The following is a 19,241-nucleotide window of genomic DNA, read 5'->3' as shown; positions in this document are numbered from 1 at the left end:
GCCGGGGGCCGCGGGGGTGCGGCCGTGTGGTGGCTGTGCGTAGGGTGTGGAGGCAACGGGGCCGAGGGGGCGCCCGGGGAAGGCGGGGACGGATGGCGTCGTATGACGTGGCCGTGACGCTCTTCAGCATCCGGTGGAGACGCTGGACGGGGATGCTGTCGCCTGCCACACAAGGGTGGTGAACGCCGTCTCGTTGGGGGATGACGTGGTCCAGGCGATCCGCGACGAGGACCGCGCGCCCTCGAGCTCGGAGCCACGCTCGCAGACGATCGGCGCCACGACCTCGGATGGGCCGTCCTGACTGACCCTGAGGGCAACGAGTTCTGCATTCTCGAATGAGACCCAGACCTCAAGGCCACGCCCAATCCTCCGCTCCCACGCGGGAGACGCCACCAAGTGAACGAAGTCCCGTGTGAGTCCAGAACTTCACGCGCATCCCGACAAGACTCCGGGGGAGCAACCTTCCTCGCGTGTCGTGTGCAGTCTTCGCTGCGTCTCGACACGCGCATAGTGGGTGCCATGGACTTCCACCGCCCCTCGCTCGAGGAACTACGCGCAGCAGCTGCCCTGCCATCCCATACCGCCGCCGGCCTGACGCACGAAGTGATCCTCACCGAGATCGAAGCCGGTCGAATGAAGCCCGAGTGGTCGTGCATCGCCACCAATGACGACGACGACGTGATCGGACGGGCCATGTGGTGGGGGCGCGATGGCCAGGAACCCATTGCGCTGGACCTCTGGGACGTCGCGCCAGGCACCTCGGAGCCGGGCGAGGTTCTCACCGGACTTCTTACCCACGGCCGCGTCCTCGTCGAGGCACCAGACAGGCGAACTCTGCTGCCTCACACCCTCCGGGTGCCGGTCGGGTGGGGAGACCACCCCGAGGTCGCAGAGAACGTCCGGCTGAAGATGCAGGTCGCGAGCGCCAACGGCCTGGACCGCGTGAATCAGCGCCTGCAGTTCCAATGGGATTGGGGCGGAACGGTGCCCCCCAATCCGGCCCGCCTGCGCTTCACTCCGGAAAGCGACGAGGTGTTCATGCGCCTGTTCGCCGATGCCGCGGCAGGATCACTGGACGTGATGACGGCACGCGAGCTGGAGCAGACCACGGCGGCGGAGCTGGCCCGTGACGAGATCGCCTACTATCTCTCCTGCCCAGGAGAGCGCTCGTGGTGGCGCGTTGCGCAGACTCACGACGGCGAGATCATCGGGCTGGCCATCCCCTCCGCCACCCCGACCAACCGCAACGTCGGGTACCTGGCCGTCCTGCCGCAGCACCGCGGCCACGGCTACGTGGACGAGATCCTCGCGTACATCACCCGATTCCAGATCGGGGATCGAGCGCGACGAATCACCGCGACCACCGATGCGGTCAACGCCCCGATGGCGGCGGCGTTCACCCGGGCCGGCTACACGCTGGTCGAGGTGCGGATCGATCTGGAGCAGTCCTAGATCCCCACGACCCAGCCGCGGGGTCTGCTGACGGCCCGTCGGGCGCAGTAGGGCGGCTGGTCCGTGACCTCCACGTGCTACGAGGTGTGCAATCTTGGCTGCATCTCGACACAAGACGAGGCGCATGGACGAAGCCCATTCGCGTTCAGCTCTTGCCTCTACCCTGGCGTCATGCTCATCGTGCTCCGCGGCAACGCGGCCTCCGGGAAGTCGACGGTCGCGCTTCTCCTCCAGGACCGCCTGGACCGACCCGCTGCCATCCTGAGCCAGGACCACTTCCGACGGAGCATCTACGCCGAACGTGAGCAGGACAGCCTCGCGCACGCCGACCTGCTCGAAGCCGCCGCGCTGCACTGCCTCGGGCGCGGGCATCACGTGATCCTCGACGGGATCTTCCACGCGGGGCGGTACGGGCCGATGTTGGAACGAGTTGCGGCGGCCAGTGACGATGCTCGGTTCTACGCCTTCGACCTGACCTTCGCGGAGACTGTCCGCCGGCACGCGATGCGTCCCAAGGCCGCAGAGTTCTCGGCGGACGAGATGGTGTCGTGGTACCACGGCTGGCAGGCACTGCCCTTCGTCGGTGAACACCGCATCACCGCGACTGAGGCACCGGAGCAGATCGTCACTCGCATCTTGCACGGCGCCTAGTCCCGCCAGCCGGGTAGCAGCCGCCTCCGTGCCCCGCCTCTTCCCGACGACGCGGAGCGTGCCGATCGGCCAGGAGTTGGACGCTTGTGATGCGCTGTCTTCGCGCACCAGTCCCTTTTGCGAAGAGTTCGCCGCGTGTCCTGCGAACTATTCACCGCATCTCGACAGTCTCGTGACCGGCCGGACCCTGACCTCATTCCCCAGCATCCGCACCGACCTGCGCAACGCCGGCGCGAACGTGGTGGACCAAGAGGCGTACCGAGACGAGAACCTGGCCACCAGCCGCTCACCCGACGATCTCTTCCCCTCTGTTCCGCCGTGGGAGTACTGTCCAGCCCACCGGCGCCGGAAACCGCTCGTGAGCAGCCCGGTACGCCACATGACGCAGGCGGGGCTGACTACCGGCTCGACACCCGGCATCTCGGTACCGGCCACCCTCCTCTAAGCCAGTACGGGTCGAGGACGCGCGAGCCCTTCGCGGATCTCAGCCCACGCCCCACCTCAGGACAACCAGAAGGAAGTGATCGCGGATGCGACGGATAGCGCTGCCGAGCGGGGAGTCCATCCCTGTGCTGGGCCAGGGCACCTGGGGCTGGGGTGAGGACCCCGGCCGCCGCGGCGACGAGGTCGCCGCGCTGCACGCCGGCCTCGAGCTGGGCATGACGCTGGTCGACACCGCCGAGATGTACGCCGACGGCGGCGCGGAGGAGGTGGTCGGTGAAGCATTGGCGGGTCGCCGCGACGAGGCGTTCGTGGTCAGCAAGGTCATGCCGTCCCACGCCTCCCGTTCCGGCACGATCGCGGCCTGCGAACGCAGCCTGAAACGCCTGGGCACCGATCGGATCGACCTCTACCTGCTGCACTGGCAGGGCCGGTACCCGCTGCAGGACACCGTCTCAGCCTTCCACCAGCTCGTCGAGGACGGGAAAATCCGATACTGGGGCGTCAGCAACTTCGACCACCGGGACCTCGCCGACCTGCAGGACGTGCCGGGCAGCAGCGGGCTGGCCACGGATCAGGTGCTGTACAACCTGTCGCGGCGAGGACCGGAGTACGACCTCCTGCCGTGGTGCGCCGACCACCAGCTGCCGGTCATGGCGTACTCGCCGATCGAGCAGGGCCGCATCCTTCACGACACGACGCTGAACGATGTCGCGGCCCGTCACAGCGTCAGCCCCGCGGCGGCGGCCCTGGCCTGGGTGCTGCGCCGCGACTCGCTCTGCACGATCCCCAAGGCGAGCAGCCCGCAGCACGTGCGAGACAACGCCACAGCACTGGACGTGGAGCTGACCCGCGACGACCTGGATGCTCTGGACCGTGCTTTTCCGCCCCCGAGCGGACCGCGACCATTGGAAATGCTGTGACCCTGCCCAAGGGCGCAGCCCGGTCGTTCCGGGCAGCGCTCCGGACAGCGCGGCAGCGCCGTCGGTGAGGGGTGGGAGTTGCCGGGCTGGAAAGGGGATGATGTCGCGGATGTCAGAGAACTCTGAGCCGGGCAGCGAGGCCGACGCGCGGGACAGCGGCAGCGGGTCGGTGGGCAACCTGGAGCTGTTCTTCGACCTGGTGTTCGTGTACGCCATGGCGCAGCTGACCGAGCTGGTGCGGGACGACGTTTCGTGGCGGGGTTTCGGTCATGGTGTGCTCGGCCTGCTGGCGGTGTGGTGGGCCTGGGTCTGTTACACCTGGCTCACCAACACCTTCACCACGCATCGGGTGGTGTTTCGCTGCCTGGTCATCGCCGCCATGGCTGCGATGCTGCTGGCCGCAAGCGCACTCCCGACCGCGTTCAGCACCGGAGCCCTCGTCTTCGGGCTTGCCCTGCTCGCCATCCGCGTCATCCACCTGGTCATGTTCGTCGTGGACGCCTCCCACGACGACGAACACCTCCGTGCAGGCCTCCTGCGGCTGGTCCCGAGCCTGCTCATCGCACCAGTCCTGATCGCCGTCGCCGCCGCCTTCCCAGCCCCCTACCGAGAGCTGCTCTGGATCGGCGCAGCCATCATCGACTTCGGCGGACCCCTGGTCGCCGGGGTCGAGGTTTTCCGGGTGGTGCCCTCCTACTTCGTCGAGCGCCACGGCCTCATCATCATCATCGCGCTCGGTGAAGCCGTCGTCGGGCTGGGCACCGGGGCCAGCGAGCACCTGCAGCAGCCGGTCGTGCTCGCCGCCGCCGTCCTCGGAGTCCTGATCGCCGCCTCGTTGTGGTGGACCTACTTCGGTCTGACCGCCGGTGCCGAGCAACGCCTCGAAGACGCCGACGGGCCCGAGCGCGCCCGACTGGCCCGCGACGCCTACAGCTACCTCCACCTTCCCCTCGTCGCCGGGGTCACCTTCTTCGGCTTCGGCGCCAGCGTGGCGCTCGAGCACGTGTCCGACCCGTTACCGCTGCTGCCGGCCATCGCCCTCAGTGGCGGGGTGGGCCTGTTCTACGCCGCCGATGTCGCCTACCGATGGCGCGATCACCATCAGCTCGTGCCGGACCGCCTCCTCGCGGCGGCCGCATGCCTGCTCATCATCCCGCCAGCACTGAGCATGCCCGCATGGTCAGTGCTGGCGGCTCTCACCGCGGTCGGCGCCCTGCGCCTGACGTGGGAACTCGTGCGACGGCCGCGGATCGGTCCCGCAACCGCCGGCCAAGTCCACTGAGGTGAGAACGCCTAGGGCGTGTCTGACCATGAATCCAGGGGTCGGCTGGCACCCTCGAAGACATGGCTGCAGTTCCCGACTCGCTGAAGCTCGAGGGTGCCCGCTTTGTCGGCAGGAGCCTGCGGGGCGCTCGGTTCATCGACTCCGACCTCTCCCACGTCAGGGCGCGCGGCGTGATGCTCGACGGCGCGGACTTCGACTCCCCGTGGCTGCTCGATGGCGAGGGGTCTCTGGTCGTCAACGGCGTCGACGTCGCCCCGCTTGTGGAGGTCGAGCTGAACCGGCGGTTCCCCGGCCGGGCGCAGCGGCGCGCCGAGGACGCCGAGGGACTGCGCGGGGCCTGGGGCGCGGTAGAAGCCTCCTGGCGTCAGGCGACCGACCGCGCATCGGCGCTCCCGGACGGCGCAGTCGACGTCTCGGTCGAGGGAGAGTGGTCCTTCTCCCAGACCCTGCGCCACCTCGTCTTCGCGACCGACGCCTGGCTGAGCCGGGGGATCCAGGGCGCCGAGGAGCCGTTCCACCCGCTCGGCCAGCCCCGCGCGGGTGCGGAAGACGATGGCGTCGACCTCGCCTTCTTCGCATCCACGCCCCCGCCCTACGAGCAGGTGCTCGCGGTGCGGTCCGAGCGCCTGGCCCAGGTCCGCGAGTTCCTGGCGTCCGTGGACGACGCCGGACTGGACGAGGAACGCCGCCACCCGTGGAGCCCCGAGTATCCGGAGACGGTGCGTTCGTGCCTCCACGTGATCCTCGAGGAGGAGTGGGAGCACCTGCGCTACGCCCTGCGTGACCTGGACGCCCTCGACGACGCCGCGGCCCAGGGGCGCTGAACGACCACGTGCGGAGACGACATGAGTGCATCGTGACTATGCGCACGGTGGGGGGATTATTGACCAGGCGCGGCTCAGATAGGTTTCACCCATGACGCGCACTCTCGAGGAGATCTGGCCGCCCTCCGGGCTCGTCGTCGAGGCCGGTGACCTGCGGATGACCGCGCTGCGCGAGGCCGACGTGCCGGAGGTGCTCGACGTGGTGGCGGGCGGAATCCACGACCCCTCCTGGACGCCGTTCCTGTTCCCGTGGACGGACGCCCCGGCCGAGGAGATGCCCGCGAACTACCTACGGTTCTACGCCTCGACCCTCACCCGCACTGTGGACGGCGACGTGAGCCTCGAGCTTGTGGTGCGGCGAAACGGCCAGGTGATCGGCATGCGGGGCATGAACGGTCCCGACGTCGCTGGCACCCGCCGCCTGGAGACCGGCTCCTGGCTGGGCCTGCCGTTCCAAGGCCAGGGGCTGGGCACGCGGATGCGGCGCATGATGTGCGCGCTCGCGTTCGACGGCCTGGGTCTCGACGCCGTCACCTCCTCCGCCTGGGAGGACAACGCCGCCTCCCGGCGGGTCAGCGAGAAGGTTGGCTACCTGGAGACCGGCCGCGGCCAGGCTGAGCGTCGCGGCGTGCCGACACCCGAGGTCTACTTCGAGTTGCTGCCCGAGGGATTCGTCCACGGAGACGAGCCGGTACGGATCACGGGAGCCGACGAGCTCCGCAGGTTCCTGGGCCTGGCGTGACGCTCCCGGAGGCCGTGCTGCTGCGCACCGCCATCGTCCGCCGCCCCTGAACCGCCGACGCGAGTGTCAGCCGTCCTTCGCGGCGGCCCCGCCCGTGGTCTCGTCCTCGGAGTCGGGGTCCCGCGTGGCGGGGGTCAGCACGGTGAGGTTGCCGGGGCCGGGCCGGGAGCGGCCGACCTCCTCCGCGGGGATGTGCGCGCCGACGTCGGCGATCACCGCGTCCAGCCGGGCACCGCGGGGCACGATGCACTCCCCGAAGAGGACGGACCGGCGCACGTGCGCGCCGCGCTCCACCACCACACCGGGGCCGAGGACCGAGTCCTCCACGGTCCCCTTGACCACGCAGCCGGGGGAGAGCAGCGCGTTGGAGACCTCCGCGCGCGGCCCCACGCGCGCCGGCGGGGCGGCCGGCGGGTTGGTCAGCAGCGGCCAGCCGGGCGCCGCCAGGTCCAGGCCTGCGCCGTCCAGGAGCTCCATGTGGGCCCGGTAGAACGCGTCCAGCGTGCCGATGTCCCGCCAGTACCCCTCCAACCGGTGCTCCCGCACCCGGCCGCGCTCCACGAACGCGGGGATGATCGTCTCCCCGTAGTCGCCCAGGGAGCTGGCCACGGGGTCGCCGTCCTCGTCCTCCTCCCCGTCCGCGTGCTCTCCGGCGGCCTTCTCCCGGGCCACCAGCTCCGCCACGACCTCGTGCAGCGCCGCGACGTCGAACACGAAGACCTCCGTGGCCACGAGCCGACCCTCGGGGTCCTCGGGCTTGTAGTCGTAGGCCGTCACGGCGCCGTCCTCGTCCGCCTGCACCACTCCGAACCGGGACGGGTCCTCGTCCGTCACCGTGGTGACCATGGTCAGCTCGGCGCCGGAGTCCGCGTGGGCGGCCAGCACCGGGCGCAGGTCGAGCTGGTACAGGTGGTCCGCGGAGAGCACGACGACCCGCTCCGCGCCGAAGGAGCGGAGGATCGGCACCTGTTGGGCCAGCGCGTGGCCGTTGCCCGCGGAGAACCCCTCCTCCTCGCGGCCCTCCGCCGGCGGCAGGATCCGCAGGCCGTGGCGGGTGCCGTCCAGGTCCCAGGGGCGGCCGCCGGCCAGGTGCTGGTTCAGGGTGAACGGCCGGTACTGCTCCGCGATCCACACGTCCTTCAGGCCCGAGTGCGCCAGGTTGGACAGGACGACGTCGATCAGCCGGTACTGCCCGGCGAACGGCACCGCCGGCTTGGAGCGGGCCGCGGTGAGCGGGTCCAGGCGACTGCCCCGGCCGCCGGCGAGCACGAGCGCGACGGTCGACCCGGCGGGGTCCTTCGGGAACGGATCGGCCATGCGGGGGTGCTCCTTCGTTCTCGGGTCAGCCGGGCCGCGCCGGAGGGCGGGACGGGCTGACCTGGGGCGTTCGGTGCCGGAAATCTACCGGGGCGGGGGAGCCGCCCGGGAGGGACGGGGCACCGCTCACCGTTGGCAGGTGCGGCACCACCACAGCTGCCGCTCGTCGTCCTCGGGGGAGCCGTACTCCTCGAACGTCACCGGCCCGCCGCAGCGCCCGCACGGGGTGGTCCGGTGGCCGTACACCCAGTAGTGCGGCCCGCGCGGCAGGTCCCCGCGCCGCCCCAGCCCCGCACCGGAGGTGGACGTCGCCGAGGCGTGAGGGGCATCGTCGGGCACGGGCCCGCCCGGCAGGCCGCCGGGGAAGCCGCGGTCCTCGACGACGACGCGCAGCCCGTACGGGCCGGACGGGTCCGGTCGCACCCTCGTGGTGGTGCGCGGCCAGCCGATGAAGGGGGCCGCAGGGGGGACGTTGGCGCGCAGCAGGTCCCGGGCCAGGGTCAGCAGCCCGGACACGTCCGGGACCGCGGCCACCGGCCGGTGCGGGTCCAGGCCCGCGAGCAGGAGCGACTCGCAGCGGTAGATGTTGCCGATCCCGCACGTGGTGCGCTGGTCCAGCAGGGCCAGGCCCACCGGGCGCTCCGGGCGGGCCGTCAGGCGGCGCACCCCCTCGGCCAGCAGCTCGGCGCCCCGGGCGGGGTCGTCCCAGGCGGGGTCGAGCAGGTCCGGGCCGAGGTGCCCCAGCAGCCGGTCCTCCTCCGCGGTGGGCGCCAGCTCCAGTCGGCCCAGCTGCGCGCCGACCGCCCGGTGCTCCGCCGTCTCCAGGACGGCCCGGACCTGCCAGGCGGGGGCGGGCCACCGCGCGTCGCGGCCCGTGACCATCCAGCGGCCCTCCATCTTCAGGTGGGAGACCAGGGTGTGGGGGGCGGCGTCGGGCCGGTCCGCGGGCGGGGTGAGGCGCATGAGCAGCCACTTGCCGCGCGGCTCGACCTCGGACACCGTCCAGCCGGTCAGTCGGGCCGTGGCCAGCTGGGGCACGCGCAGGTCGGCGTGGGTGAGGACGCGGCCGGCCAGCACCGGGCGCAGCCGATGGGCGGCGCGGACGAGGGAGTCGCCTTCGGGCATGAGCCGAACCTACCCGGCCGCCGCCGCGGCGTCCCGCACCGGTCCCCGGGGGCGCGCTAGGGTCGATCCCCGTCCCGTCTCCCCGCCCGAGAGGCACCCCCCATGTCCGCGCGCCTGCGCCCCGGCCAGACCCTGCTGCTGGCCTCCCTCGTCTTCGGCCTGTTCTTCGGCGCCGGCAACCTGATCTTCCCCGCGGGCCTGGGCCGCGACGCCGGCTCCGCGGTCGTCCCCGCGACGCTCGGCTTCCTCCTCACCGCGGTGGGCCTGCCGGTGCTGGGCATCATCGCCTCGGCCCTGACCCGGTCCCGGTCCGTCCGGGAGATGACCGCCCCGATCTCCCCGTGGTTCGCGACAGCCTTCACCTGCCTGCTCTACCTGGCGATCGGCCCCCTCTTCGCCATCCCCCGCACCGCCACGGTCTCCTACGAGATCGGCGTCGCACCCCTGGCCGGGGACGGGCCCTGGCTGCCCGTGTTCACCCTCGTGTTCTTCGGGGTCGCGGCCGTGGCGGCCTTCCGCCCCGGCCGGCTCCTGGACTGGGTGGGCCGCTTCCTGACCCCCGTGTTCCTGCTCCTGCTCGGCGCGCTCGCGGTGGCGGCCGTCGTCGCCCCGATGTCCTCCGGCGACCTGCCCGCGCCCGCCGGCCCCTACGCCGACGGCGCGCTGACCGCCGGAATCCTGGACGGCTACAACACGATGGACGCCCTCGCCTCCCTGGCGTTCGCCGTGCTGATCGTGGAGGCGGCCGGCCGCCTGGGCGTGGACTCCCCGCGCCGGCTCGCCGTGGAGCTGGGCAAGGCCGGCATCGTGGGCGGCCTGGGCATGGCCGTGGTCTACGGGGCGCTGGCCTACATCGGCGCCACCAGCCACGGCGCGCTGCCGGGGGCGGCCAGCGGCGGCGCCGTCCTCGCGGGCACGGCCAGCCACTACTTCGGCCCGGCCGGCACCTGGCTCATCGCCGCGATCGTGCTCGCGGCCTGCCTGAAGACGAGCATCGGCCTGATCGTCGCGTGCGGGGAGATGTTCGCCGAGATGTTCCCCGGCTCCTACCGGGTGTGGGCGTCCGTGTTCCTGCTCGTCTCCCTGGTCATCGCCAACCTCGGCCTCGAGGCGATCATCGCCTGGTCCATCCCCGTGCTGATGTTCCTCTACCCGCTCGCGATCGTGATCATCGCGCTGGGCCTCGGCTGGGGCTGGGTCCGCCACCACCTGACCGTGGCCCGCGCGGTGGTCGCCTTCACCGCCGTGGCCGCGGTCTTCGACCTGCTGGCCGCCCTCCCGGAGACGCTCGCCGCCACGGGGCCCGTCACGGCGCTCACCGACCTCGCCGGGCGGATCCTTCCCTGGTACGAGAACGGCTTCGGCTGGGTCGTCCCCGCCCTCGTCGGCCTTGTGGTCGGCCTCGTCCTCGAAGCCGCCCGCGGGCGCGGCCGCTCAGCTGCGGTAGCGGATGCCTGACGGGGACGAGTAGAACCCGGCCGCCAGCAGGGCCTCGGCCAACGGGGTGCCGAGGAGCGGCCCCCCGTTGACCTTCTCGAGGCTCAGCTTGTCCGTCCTGGCCGCCCGCAGCGCCCACACGAGCGCCTGCGCCGCGGCCCGCAGCACCGGGCCGTCCTGCGTGAACGCCAGCAGCGTCCGCCCGCCGCGCTCCATGTAGAGCGCCAGCGCCCCGTGCACCAGCACGACGACGGCACCCGCCTTCCGACCCGGGCGGTGGCCGGTGGGGGCCACCCCGTCCGGGCCGGCGGGCAGATCCGGCCAGTCGAGGGCCGCGCCGTAGGGGTTGGCCGGGTCCGTGGCCGCGAGCGCCAGCGCCGGGGGCAGCGGCTCCTCGCGGGCGCCGGCGGTACCGCCGACTGTGCCCATGCCCGCGCCGTGGCCCTGGGGGGCGGGCGTCCACCCGCCGACCCCGTCGGCGACCCAGCCGGACCAGTCCGTGCGCGGGGACTCGTCCACGGGCATCCCGAACGCGTCCAGCCGGGGCGCGGGCTCCTCCTCGGCGGGGGAGGGGCCGTCCTCGTCCCGCTGGAACGAGCGCAGCCGGTCCACCACGGCGCCCGTGGAGAACTGGGCGCCGCCCAGGCGGTCCACGAAGTGGCCGCGGCGGACCTGGCCGGCGTCCTCCATGCGGGTGAGCAGCTGGTACTGGCCGGCGAACCCGCCGGGCACCTCCTCGGCCACCACGGAGCCGCGGGTGATCACGCCGTAGCGGTCCAGGAGGACCTCGGCGGCGGCGTGGGCGCGGATGGTGGGGTCCGGCTCGGGGTCCGGGAGCAGGCTCCAGCGCCCGGCCGCGCGGGCCTCCTCCGCGGCGGACAGGCCCACCAGCCCGGCGCCGGGCAGCGTCCCCGCGCCGGCGCCTGAGCCCGGGGCGGCGAGTCCGGCGTACCGGCCGCGCCCACGGACCCCGGCGAGGCGTCCGCCCAGCCCGCGGCCGCCCGTCCCGGCGGCGGACAGGGCCGCCCCGCCGGTGCGGGCCGTGCGGGCCCGCGGAGTCTGCCGACCGGTGCGGTGGGCGGTCTTCCCGAGGGAGAGCAGGCCGCGGATGGGAGCGAACGTGTCGTTGCCGACGCGCCCGGCCCACACCAGGTCCCACAGCGCCTCGAGGATCACGGGGCCGCGGGGCAGGGTGGCCGCGGCGGCGTGGGGGTCGCGCGGCCCGTCCTCGCCCCCGGCCTCCGCCTCCGCCGCGCGCGCGGCGTCGGCCCGGACCCGTTCCACGAGGGGCCCGAAGAACCAGGCCCCGCCGCCGGCGAGCACGGTGAGCAGGTGGTCCCGCGCGGTCAGGCGCTCGGCGGCGACGTCCTGCGCGGGCGGCTCGGGGCGGCGCAGGGTGAGGTCCACGGCGTCGGCGGGGTGCAGCGCCACCCAGCCGTCGTTGCCGGGGGCGTCCGCGGTGCCGGACCACACGTACTCGCCGGTGGCGAGCAGCTCGTCCAGCAGGCCCGGCGTGTAGTCCCGCACGCGGGAGGGCAGCACGAGCGATTCCCAGGCGCTCGCGGGCAGGGGCACGCCTGCGAGCTGGTCCAGGACGGTCGCGACGCCGTCGACCCCCTCCAGCGTGGCCGGCGAGGGCCGCCCGGGCCGGGGGCGCAGGTGCTGCCAGTCGGCGAGGAATCGGGCGTAGGCGGCCTGGTCCACGGGCTCGACTTCGGCGCGCAGCGCGGCCAGCGAGCGGCGCCGCACCTTCTGCAGGACCTCCGCGGCGATCCACTCGGCCTCCAGCCCGGTGGCCCCGGGTGTGCCGTCCGGCCGGTACGCGCCCTGGGAGACGCGCCGCTGGGAGGCCAGGGCCTGCAGCACCGGGAGCACGACGGCGCCGCCCAGTCCCAGCGCGGCGCCCGCCTCGGCGGCGGTGAAGGGACCATGGGTGCGGGCGTACCGGGAGACGAGATCGCCCACGGGGTCCTCGACGGGCTCGTGGAACGCCACGGGCACGCCCAGGGGGATGGGGGCGCCGAGGGCGTCGCGCAGCCGAGCGGCGTCCTCGACGGCCGCGAACCGCTCCTCGCCGTTCAGCCGAACCCGGTAGGCCCGGCCGGTGCGCTCGAGCCCCTCCAGGTGCGCGGTCACCGCGGCGAGGTGCGCGGCGGAGGGGGCGCCGGCGGCGGCCTCGTCGGCCGGCGCGGGCGCGGCGTCCTCCACGGGCAGGGTGCGCGCGGCGGCCTCCGCCACGGACAGCGGGCCCACGATCCGCAGCAGGTCGGCCAGGGCCTCGGCGCCGCGCACCCGCCGGTCGGGGGCGGTGCGCTGCAGCTCCGCCTCCACCCGGGCGATGACCTCGGGGTCGAGCAGCTCGCGCAGCTCCTCCGTGCCCAGGAGCTCGGCCAGCAGGGCGGGGTCCAGGGAGAGGGCGGCGGCGCGGCGCTCGGCCAGGGGAGAGTCGCCCTCGTAGATGAACTGCGCGACGTACCCGAAGAGGATCGACTGCGCGAACGGGGACGGCGCGGGGGTGGTGACCTCGACCATCTGCACGGCCCGGCTCGCGATCCGCCCGGCCAGGTCCTTCAGCGCGGGCAGGTCGTAGACGTCCTGGAGCACCTCGCGGACGGTCTCCAGGATCACCGGGAACGAGGGGTACTTGCGGGCCACGTCCAGCAGCTGCGCCGAGCGCTGGCGCTGCTGCCACAGCGGGGTGCGCCGGCCGGGGTCGCGGCGGGGCAACAGCAGGGCCCGGGCCGCGTTCTCCCGGAACCGGGCGGCGAAGAGGGCGGAGCCGCCCACCTCGGCCGTGACGATCTCCTCCAGCTCCTCAGCGCTGAACTCGAACAGCTCCGCGCCCGGGGGCTCGGCGTCCATCAGGGGCACGCGCAGGACGATCCCGTCGTCGGCGGCCATGGCGGCGCCGGAGCCGGTCTCCAGCCCATAGCGCTGGGCCAGCCGCGCCCCCACCGCGAGCGCCCACGGGGCGTGCACGGCCATGCCGTACGGCGAGTGGAGCACCACGCGCCAGTCGCCGAGCTCGTCCGTGAACCGCTCCACCACGAGCGCCTGCTCGGTGGGCAGCCGGCCCGTGGACTCACGCTGGTCGGCCAGGTACGTCAGCAGGTTCTCGCGGGCCCACTCGTCCAGGCCGGCGGCGGCGAGGCGGTCCCGGGCGGCGTCGGGGTCGGCGTCGAGCTCGCGGCGGAAGCGGCCGACGGCGTCGCCCAGCTCGGCGGGGCGGCCGGCGGCGTCGCCGCGCCAGAAGGGCAGCTTGCCGGGCTGGCCGTAGGCGGGCAGGACGAGGACGCGGTCCGCGGTGATGTCCACGATGCGCCAGCTGGTGGCCCCGAGCAGGATCACGTCGCCCACGCGGGACTCGTAGACCATCTCCTCGTCGAGCTCGCCCACGCGGCGTCCGCCGGAGCGCTTCGACCCGGAGGAGGCGCCGGACGCGGACTCGGCGGTGTCCCCGAGCGCGGCCCCGCCGGGGGCGCCGTCGGAGGCCTCGGTGGCCAGGAACACGCCGAACAGGCCGCGGTCCGGGATGGTGCCGCCCGAGGTCACGGCGAGCCGCTGCGCCCCGGGCCGGGCGGAGAGCTCTCCGAGCTCGCGGTCCCAGAGGATGCGCGGGCGCAGCTCGGCGAACTCGTCCGAGGGATAGCGGCCCGCCAGCAGGTCCAGCACGGACTCGTAGGCCGAGTGGGGCAGGGCGGAGAACGGGGCGGAACGGCGCACCAGGTCGAACCACTCCTCCGCGTCCACGTCCTCCAGGGCGACGGCGGCCACGGTCTGCTGGGCGAGGATGTCCAGGGGGTTCTGGGGGATGCGCAGCGCCTCGATGCGTCCGGCGGCCATGCGCTCGGCCACCACGGCGGTGTCCACGAGGTCGCCCCGGTGCTTGGGGAAGAACACGCCGCGGGAGACCTCGCCCACCTGGTGGCCGGCGCGGCCCACGCGCTGCAGGGCGGAGGCCACCGACGGCGGGGACTCCACCTGGATCACCTGGTCGACGGCGCCCATGTCGATGCCCAGCTCCAGCGAGCTGGTGGCGACCACGCAGCGGATCCGCCCGGTCTTGAGCGCCTCCTCCACGAGGGCGCGCTGCTCCTTGGACACGGAGCCGTGGTGGGCGCGGGCGAAGTCGCTGACGGTGCCGGAGCCGGTGCCGGTCTGCCCCGCCACCTGGGCGGGGAAGGACGTGGCCGCTGAGCCCCCGGGCGGCCGGGGCGCGCCCGCGGGGGTCTGCCCGGTGGCGGTGCCCAGCCAGTCGGTGAGCACCTCCCCGGCGGTGGAGGGCGTCCGGAACCCGGGGACCAGGTCGGGGTCGTGGACGGCGGCCGCGGCCTCCTGCCGGGCCTCCCAGATCTCGTTGAGCCGGCCGGTCAGCCGCTCGGCCAGACGCCGCGAGTTGGCGAACACGATCGTGGACCGGCGCGGGGCCACGAGGTCCACGATCCGCTCCTCGATGTGCGGCCAGATCGAGCCGCCCGTGGCCTCCCCGGGGACGCCGGCCGCCGCGCCGTCCCTGCCGGCGTCGAGCGCGGAGGGCGGGGGCGTGGAGAGGTCCGTCATGTCCGGCAGGGGCACGGTCACGGTGAGGTCCCACCGCTTGGCGGAGACGGGGCGGACCACGGTGACCGGCTGCACGCCGCCCAGGAAGCGGGCGACCTCGGCGGCCGGCTCGACCGTGGCGGACAGGCCGATCCGCTGCACGGGGGAGTCCAGCAGCGCGTCGAGGCGCTCGAGGGACACCGCCAGGTGCGCGCCGCGCTTGGTGCCGGCCACCGCGTGCACCTCGTCCACGATCACGGTGCGCACGCCGCTCAGGGCCGAGCGCGCCTTCGAGGTGAGCATGAGGTACAGGGACTCGGGGGTGGTGATGAGGATGTCCGGCGGGTCCTGCTGCAGGCGGCGCCGCTCCGCCGCCGGGGTGTCCCCGGAGCGCACCCCCACCCGCACCTCGGGCACCGGCGCGCCCAGGCTGCGGGCGGTCTGCGTGATGCCGATCAGCGGGGCCCGCAGGTTCCGCTCCACATCCACGCCGAGCGCCTTCAGCGGGGAGACGTAGAGGACGCGGGTGGCCGAGACGTCGGGCTCGGCGGGCTCGCGCACGAACGAGTCCAGCGCCCACAGGAAGGAGGAGAGGGTCTTGCCGGAGCCGGTGGGGGCCACGACGAGGGCGTGCCGGCCGGAGCTGATCGCATCCCACGCGCCCAGCTGGGCGGCCGTGGGCGCGGCGAACGCGCCCGTGAACCAGCGCCGGGTGGGCTCGCTGAACCGGGCCAGGACGGCGTCGGCGTCCGGGACCGCGGCGGGCGACGGCGCCGCCTCCTCGGGTGCGGGGCCCTCCCCGCCGTCCTCACGCATGGTGGTACGGCCGCCCGCCGGCGATCTCCTGGGCGCGGTAGACCTGCTCGGCGAGGATCAGGCGCACGAGCTGGTGCGGGAACACCAGCCCGGACAGGGACCACACGCGGTCCGCGCGGGCGTGGACGGAGGCGTCCACCCCGTAGGCGCCGCCGATCACCAGGGTGACGGTGCAGCCGAGGTCGAACTGCCCCTGCAGGTGCGCGGACAGCCCGGGGGAGTCGAACCCCCTCCCGCGCTCGTCCAGCAGGATCAGCTGCTCGTCCGGGCCGACCTTCGCCAGGATCCGCTCCGACTCCTCCGCGCGCGCGGCGTCCTCCTGCCGGGACGAGTGCGGCAGCAGCTGCCAGGTGAGGTCCCAGGGCTTCTTCAGGCGCTTCTCGTACCGGGTGATCCCCTCGGACACCCAGGACTCATGCCTCTTGCCGATCGCCACCACGCGCACTGCCATGCGGACCATCATGACACCGGCCCCCGACGCCGTAGGCGCGCCCTGTCGCCCCGGGCGGGGCGGGCCCCGGCCTCGACTAGGCTCGCGCTCGCGGCCCGGTGAGCGGGCCGCGGTTCCCCGGGGCGGCATGGAGGTGCGCGGATGGGCGGTGACACCTCGACGGCGCGCGCCCCGCGGGTGCGGCGGCGCACCCTGCTGGGCCTCGGGCTGGGCGCCCTGGCCGTGGGCGGCACCGCCACGGCCCTGGGCCACGGCTCGCCCGTGGACTCCCCGGCGCTGCGGCAGACCATGGGCGCCCTCTTCGGCACCACCGTGATCAGCGGGATCGTGTACGCGGACCTGCCCGGCGCGGCCGGCCGCATGGACCTGTACCTGCCCGAGGGCGAGGGCCCGTTCCCCGTGCTGGCGTGGAACGCGGGCTCCGGCTGGCGCTCGGACCGGGGCTTCCAGGGCGGCGACGCCGTGGCCCGCGGCCTCGTGCCCGCCGGGCACGCCGTGGCCGCGTTCTCCGTGCGCAGCGCCCGGGAGGACGCCTTCCCGGCGCAGGTCCTCGACGCCACGGCGGCCGTGCGGCACCTGCGTGAGAACGCGGGCGAGCTGCGGGTGGACCCGGGGCGGATCGCCGTGGGCGGCAACTCCTCCGGCGGGTGGAACGCCCTCATGGCCGGTCTCACCGGCGGCCGGGACCTGGACCGCTCGGCCGTGCCCGCGCCGGGGGACGAGGTGCCCGAGGGCGGGCACGCCATCCCGGAGGAGGACCGGGTGCAGGCGATCGTGGACTGCTTCGCGCCCGTCGACTTCCTGCAGATGAACGTGCAGATGCCCCGCGGGGCGTGCGAGGAGTACGACCGCCGCAACCACACCCGGCACTGTCACCTGGACGACGCCTCCACCAAGTCCCGCATGCTCGGCGCCCCCGTGATGGCCCGCCCCGAGCTGGCCCGGCTGGCGAACCCCGCCGTCCACGTCACGCCCGCGGCCCCGCCCACGCTGATCGTCCACGGCCGCGCGGACCGGGAGGTCCCCTATGTGCAGAGCCGCGGCCTCTACCAGGCGTACGTCGGGGCGGGCGTGCCGGTGGCCATGTACTCCGTGGAGGGCGCCGGGCACGACCTGCAGATGATGGCCCGCCGGGTGGGCCGCACGGACGTGGTCCGCTCCGGGCTGCCGCGGCAGGCCGTGCACGGCTCCATCTCTTGGTCGGCCGTGGCCGCGTTCCTGGACGTGGCCATGCCCCGCCCGCGGCGCTGACCTGCGGCGCTCCGGGGGATGAGGGACCCGGGGGCGAGGGACCCCGAGGACGACGGAAGCCCGGGGGCGCGAGGCCTCCGGGCTTCCGGGAATCTGGCGGTGACGGTGGGATTTGAACCCACGGTACGGGGTTACCGTACACAGCATTTCGAGTGCTGCACCTTCGGCCGCTCGGACACGTCACCAGACCAGGACACCTTACCCGAGCCGCGCCGTCGCCCCCAAACCCGCCGGGTCAGCCGCCCGGCCGCCGCGCGGCGAAGAAGTCCACGAGCAGGGCCGCGCATTCGTCCCCGCGGACGCCGGCGCGCACCTGCACGGTGTGGTTGAAGCGGGGGTCCCGCACCACGTCCAGGACGGAGCCGCAGGCGCCCGCCTTGGGATCCCAGGCCCCGAACACGACGCGCGGGATCCGCGCCAGCAGCAGGGCGCCGGCGCACATGGGGCAGGGCTCCAGGGTGACGACCAGCGTGCACTCCGCCAGCCGCCAGCCGTCGGCGTCCCCGCGGGCGGCCAGGGCGGCGGCGCCGCGGCGCAGGGCGAGGACCTCGGCGTGCGCCGTCGGGTCGTGGTGCTGCTCACGCTCGTTGCCCACGGCGGCCAGCACCCGGCCGTCGCCGTCCACCAGGACCGCGCCGATCGGGACGTCCCCGGCCTCGCCGGCGGTGCGGGCGGCGTCGAGGGCCAGGCCCATCCAGGCGTGCTCCTGCGCGGAGGTCGGGGCCGGAGTCGGGGGCGGGGCTGCGGCGGGCGTCACCGCCCCAGGCTACGGGGGGCGCGGTAGCGTGGGCGCCATGCGCCTTCACGTCGTCGACCACCCCCTGGTGGCCCACAAGCTCACCGTCCTGCGGGACGAGCGGACCCCGTCCATGATCTTCCGTCAGCTCACCGAGGAGCTCGTCATGCTCCTCGCCTACGAGGCCACGCGCGGCGTCGCCGTGACGGAGGTCGAGGTGAAGACCCCCGTGGCCACCACGGTGGGCACCACCCTGGCCCGCCCGCGCCCGCTGGTCGTGCCGATCCTGCGCGCCGGCCTGGGCATGCTCGAGGGCATGACCAAGATGGCCCCGTCCGCGGAGGTCGGCTTCCTGGGCATGGCCCGCAACGAGGAGACCCTGGACATCGTCACGTACGCGGAGCGCCTGCCCGCGGACCTCACGGGCCGTCACGTGTTCGTCCTGGACCCGATGCTCGCCACGGGCGGCACCCTCATCGAGGCGATCCGCTTCCTCTACGAGCGCGGCGCCGAACGTGTCACCTGTCTCTGCCTGCTGGGCGCACCGGAGGGCGTGGCCCGCCTGGAGGAGGCCCTCGGGGACGTGGACGTGGAGCTGTACCTCGCCGCGGTCGACGAGCGGCTGAACGAGAAGTCCTACATCGTCCCCGGCCTCGGCGACGCCGGCGACCGCCTCTACGGCCTGGCCGAGTGAGCCCGGGCGGCCTGCGGGCCGCCCCGGATCGCCGCGTGCGGGAGCGGCGTCCACAGGATGGACGACGGCGCCCCCGATCTTCGGATCGGGGGCGCCGTCATGTGGGCGAGGCCACGATGGCCGAGGCGGGCAGTCGCATAAATATTCCGCCGGGTCGGAACCGAGCGGCCTCGAGGGGCGGATCGTCCCGCAAGAGGGTGCGAGGAGGTGTCGGAGGGGACCCTGGGAGAGTATTCGACCCACGGAATAGTGACATTCATCACTTTGGATGCCGAAACGTCCACAGAGTGAGACGGTGAGGCCCTCGTGACTTGCGCGTCCACAATGTGTCGTCACATTCTTGTCATATGACGTCGTCGCCGGATTGAGCAGGGATCCGGCGAGGCTCGAAGAACAGGGAGTGATCGTCATGGGTGAGACCGCCGGCTACGTCCATATCTCCGTGCGCAACGCGCAGCGCCGCGCCAACGTCTCCCAGGCACGCCGCGGCGACCTCCGTCTGGCCGGCGGCACGAGCCATGAGCCCACGCCCCCGCAGACGGCGCCCACCCCCGTCC

The 19,241-nt window shown here is 73.8% G+C and carries 14 protein-coding genes, 1 tRNA gene and 2 pseudogenes; 11 read left to right on the top strand and 6 right to left on the bottom strand.

Going from position 1 to position 19,241, the window contains the following annotated elements:
- Window positions 1-234: 234 nt before the first annotated feature.
- The 8 genes and pseudogenes from MHY29_RS06115 to MHY29_RS06080 all read left to right on the top strand — a co-directional run.
- Window positions 235-339, top strand: a pseudogene (locus tag MHY29_RS06115) (VOC family protein); the annotation flags it as partial.
- Between the two features lie 180 nt (window positions 340-519).
- Entirely contained in the window at window positions 520-1,452 is a 933-nt protein-coding gene (locus MHY29_RS06110; protein WP_239238920.1) for a GNAT family N-acetyltransferase, read from the top strand.
- A gap of 171 nt (window positions 1,453-1,623) precedes the next feature.
- Window positions 1,624-2,103, top strand: a complete 480-nt coding sequence (locus MHY29_RS06105) for an AAA family ATPase (protein WP_239238917.1) — start codon at window positions 1,624-1,626, stop codon at window positions 2,101-2,103.
- Between the two features lie 169 nt (window positions 2,104-2,272).
- Window positions 2,273-2,404, top strand: a pseudogene (locus tag MHY29_RS06100) (DJ-1/PfpI family protein); the annotation flags it as partial.
- A 268-nt stretch (window positions 2,405-2,672) separates the two neighbouring features.
- Window positions 2,673-3,467 carry an aldo/keto reductase gene (locus tag MHY29_RS06095; protein WP_239238914.1) on the top strand — a complete coding sequence of 265 codons (795 nt, stop codon included), beginning with the start codon at window positions 2,673-2,675 and terminating at the stop codon, window positions 3,465-3,467.
- Window positions 3,468-3,576: 109 nt separating this feature from the next.
- Window positions 3,577-4,749, top strand: coding sequence for a low temperature requirement protein A (locus tag MHY29_RS06090; protein ID WP_224355648.1), 1,173 nt, complete (start codon window positions 3,577-3,579; stop codon window positions 4,747-4,749).
- A gap of 62 nt (window positions 4,750-4,811) precedes the next feature.
- Window positions 4,812-5,576 (top strand): DinB family protein, encoded by a 765-nt coding sequence (locus MHY29_RS06085; RefSeq protein ID WP_224355647.1) that lies wholly within the window; start codon window positions 4,812-4,814, stop codon window positions 5,574-5,576.
- Window positions 5,577-5,667: 91 nt separating this feature from the next.
- Complete coding sequence (locus MHY29_RS06080) at window positions 5,668-6,318, top strand: GNAT family N-acetyltransferase (RefSeq protein WP_224355646.1); 651 nt, start codon at window positions 5,668-5,670, stop codon at window positions 6,316-6,318.
- A gap of 66 nt (window positions 6,319-6,384) precedes the next feature.
- Here the strand turns inward: MHY29_RS06080 and MHY29_RS06075 are convergent, their stop codons facing one another.
- Both MHY29_RS06075 and MHY29_RS06070 read right to left on the bottom strand, forming a co-directional pair.
- Window positions 6,385-7,635, bottom strand: a complete 1,251-nt coding sequence (locus MHY29_RS06075; protein WP_224355645.1) for a glucose-1-phosphate adenylyltransferase family protein — start codon at window positions 7,633-7,635, stop codon at window positions 6,385-6,387.
- 126 nt (window positions 7,636-7,761) lie between these two features.
- On the bottom strand, window positions 7,762-8,760 hold the full coding sequence (locus MHY29_RS06070; protein ID WP_224355644.1) for a DNA-formamidopyrimidine glycosylase family protein: 999 nt from the start codon (window positions 8,758-8,760) through the stop codon (window positions 7,762-7,764).
- A 102-nt stretch (window positions 8,761-8,862) separates the two neighbouring features.
- On the opposite strand from MHY29_RS06070, the gene brnQ reads away from it, so the two are divergent.
- A complete protein-coding gene (gene brnQ, locus MHY29_RS06065) occupies window positions 8,863-10,218 on the top strand; it encodes a branched-chain amino acid transport system II carrier protein (RefSeq protein ID WP_224355643.1) in 1,356 nt (451 codons plus the stop codon).
- Here brnQ and MHY29_RS06060 read toward each other — a convergent pair.
- Both MHY29_RS06060 and MHY29_RS06055 read right to left on the bottom strand, forming a co-directional pair.
- Entirely contained in the window at window positions 10,195-15,552 is a 5,358-nt protein-coding gene (locus MHY29_RS06060; protein ID WP_239238895.1) for a DEAD/DEAH box helicase, read from the bottom strand. The two genes, brnQ and MHY29_RS06060, sit on opposite strands and share 24 nt — an antisense overlap.
- Complete coding sequence (locus tag MHY29_RS06055) at window positions 15,545-16,003, bottom strand: 23S rRNA (pseudouridine(1915)-N(3))-methyltransferase RlmH (protein WP_239238892.1); 459 nt, start codon at window positions 16,001-16,003, stop codon at window positions 15,545-15,547. Before MHY29_RS06055 ends, MHY29_RS06060 begins: the two co-directional genes overlap by 8 nt.
- Before the next feature lie 141 nt (window positions 16,004-16,144).
- Between MHY29_RS06055 and MHY29_RS06050 the strand changes: the two genes are divergently transcribed.
- Window positions 16,145-17,254 (top strand): alpha/beta hydrolase, encoded by a 1,110-nt coding sequence (locus tag MHY29_RS06050; protein ID WP_224355640.1) that lies wholly within the window; start codon window positions 16,145-16,147, stop codon window positions 17,252-17,254.
- A 94-nt stretch (window positions 17,255-17,348) separates the two neighbouring features.
- On the opposite strand, the gene MHY29_RS06045 is transcribed toward MHY29_RS06050, so the two are convergent.
- Both MHY29_RS06045 and tadA read right to left on the bottom strand, forming a co-directional pair.
- Window positions 17,349-17,439: transfer RNA gene (locus MHY29_RS06045), tRNA-Ser, on the bottom strand.
- A 50-nt stretch (window positions 17,440-17,489) separates the two neighbouring features.
- On the bottom strand, window positions 17,490-17,948 hold the full coding sequence (gene tadA / locus MHY29_RS06040) for a tRNA adenosine(34) deaminase TadA (protein WP_239238923.1): 459 nt from the start codon (window positions 17,946-17,948) through the stop codon (window positions 17,490-17,492).
- Between the two features lie 100 nt (window positions 17,949-18,048).
- Here tadA and upp point away from each other — a divergent pair, with 100 nt between their 5' ends.
- On the top strand, window positions 18,049-18,684 hold the full coding sequence (gene upp, locus MHY29_RS06035) for a uracil phosphoribosyltransferase (protein ID WP_224355638.1): 636 nt from the start codon (window positions 18,049-18,051) through the stop codon (window positions 18,682-18,684).
- Window positions 18,685-19,241 lie beyond the last annotated feature (557 nt).

The sequence above is a fragment of the Micrococcus sp. ACRRV genome (assembly GCF_022346985.1).
Classification (GTDB): domain Bacteria; phylum Actinomycetota; class Actinomycetes; order Actinomycetales; family Micrococcaceae; genus Micrococcus; species Micrococcus porci.
Note: the sequence above shows the minus strand (reverse complement) of the source record. Positions and strands in the feature narration are given on the sequence as shown.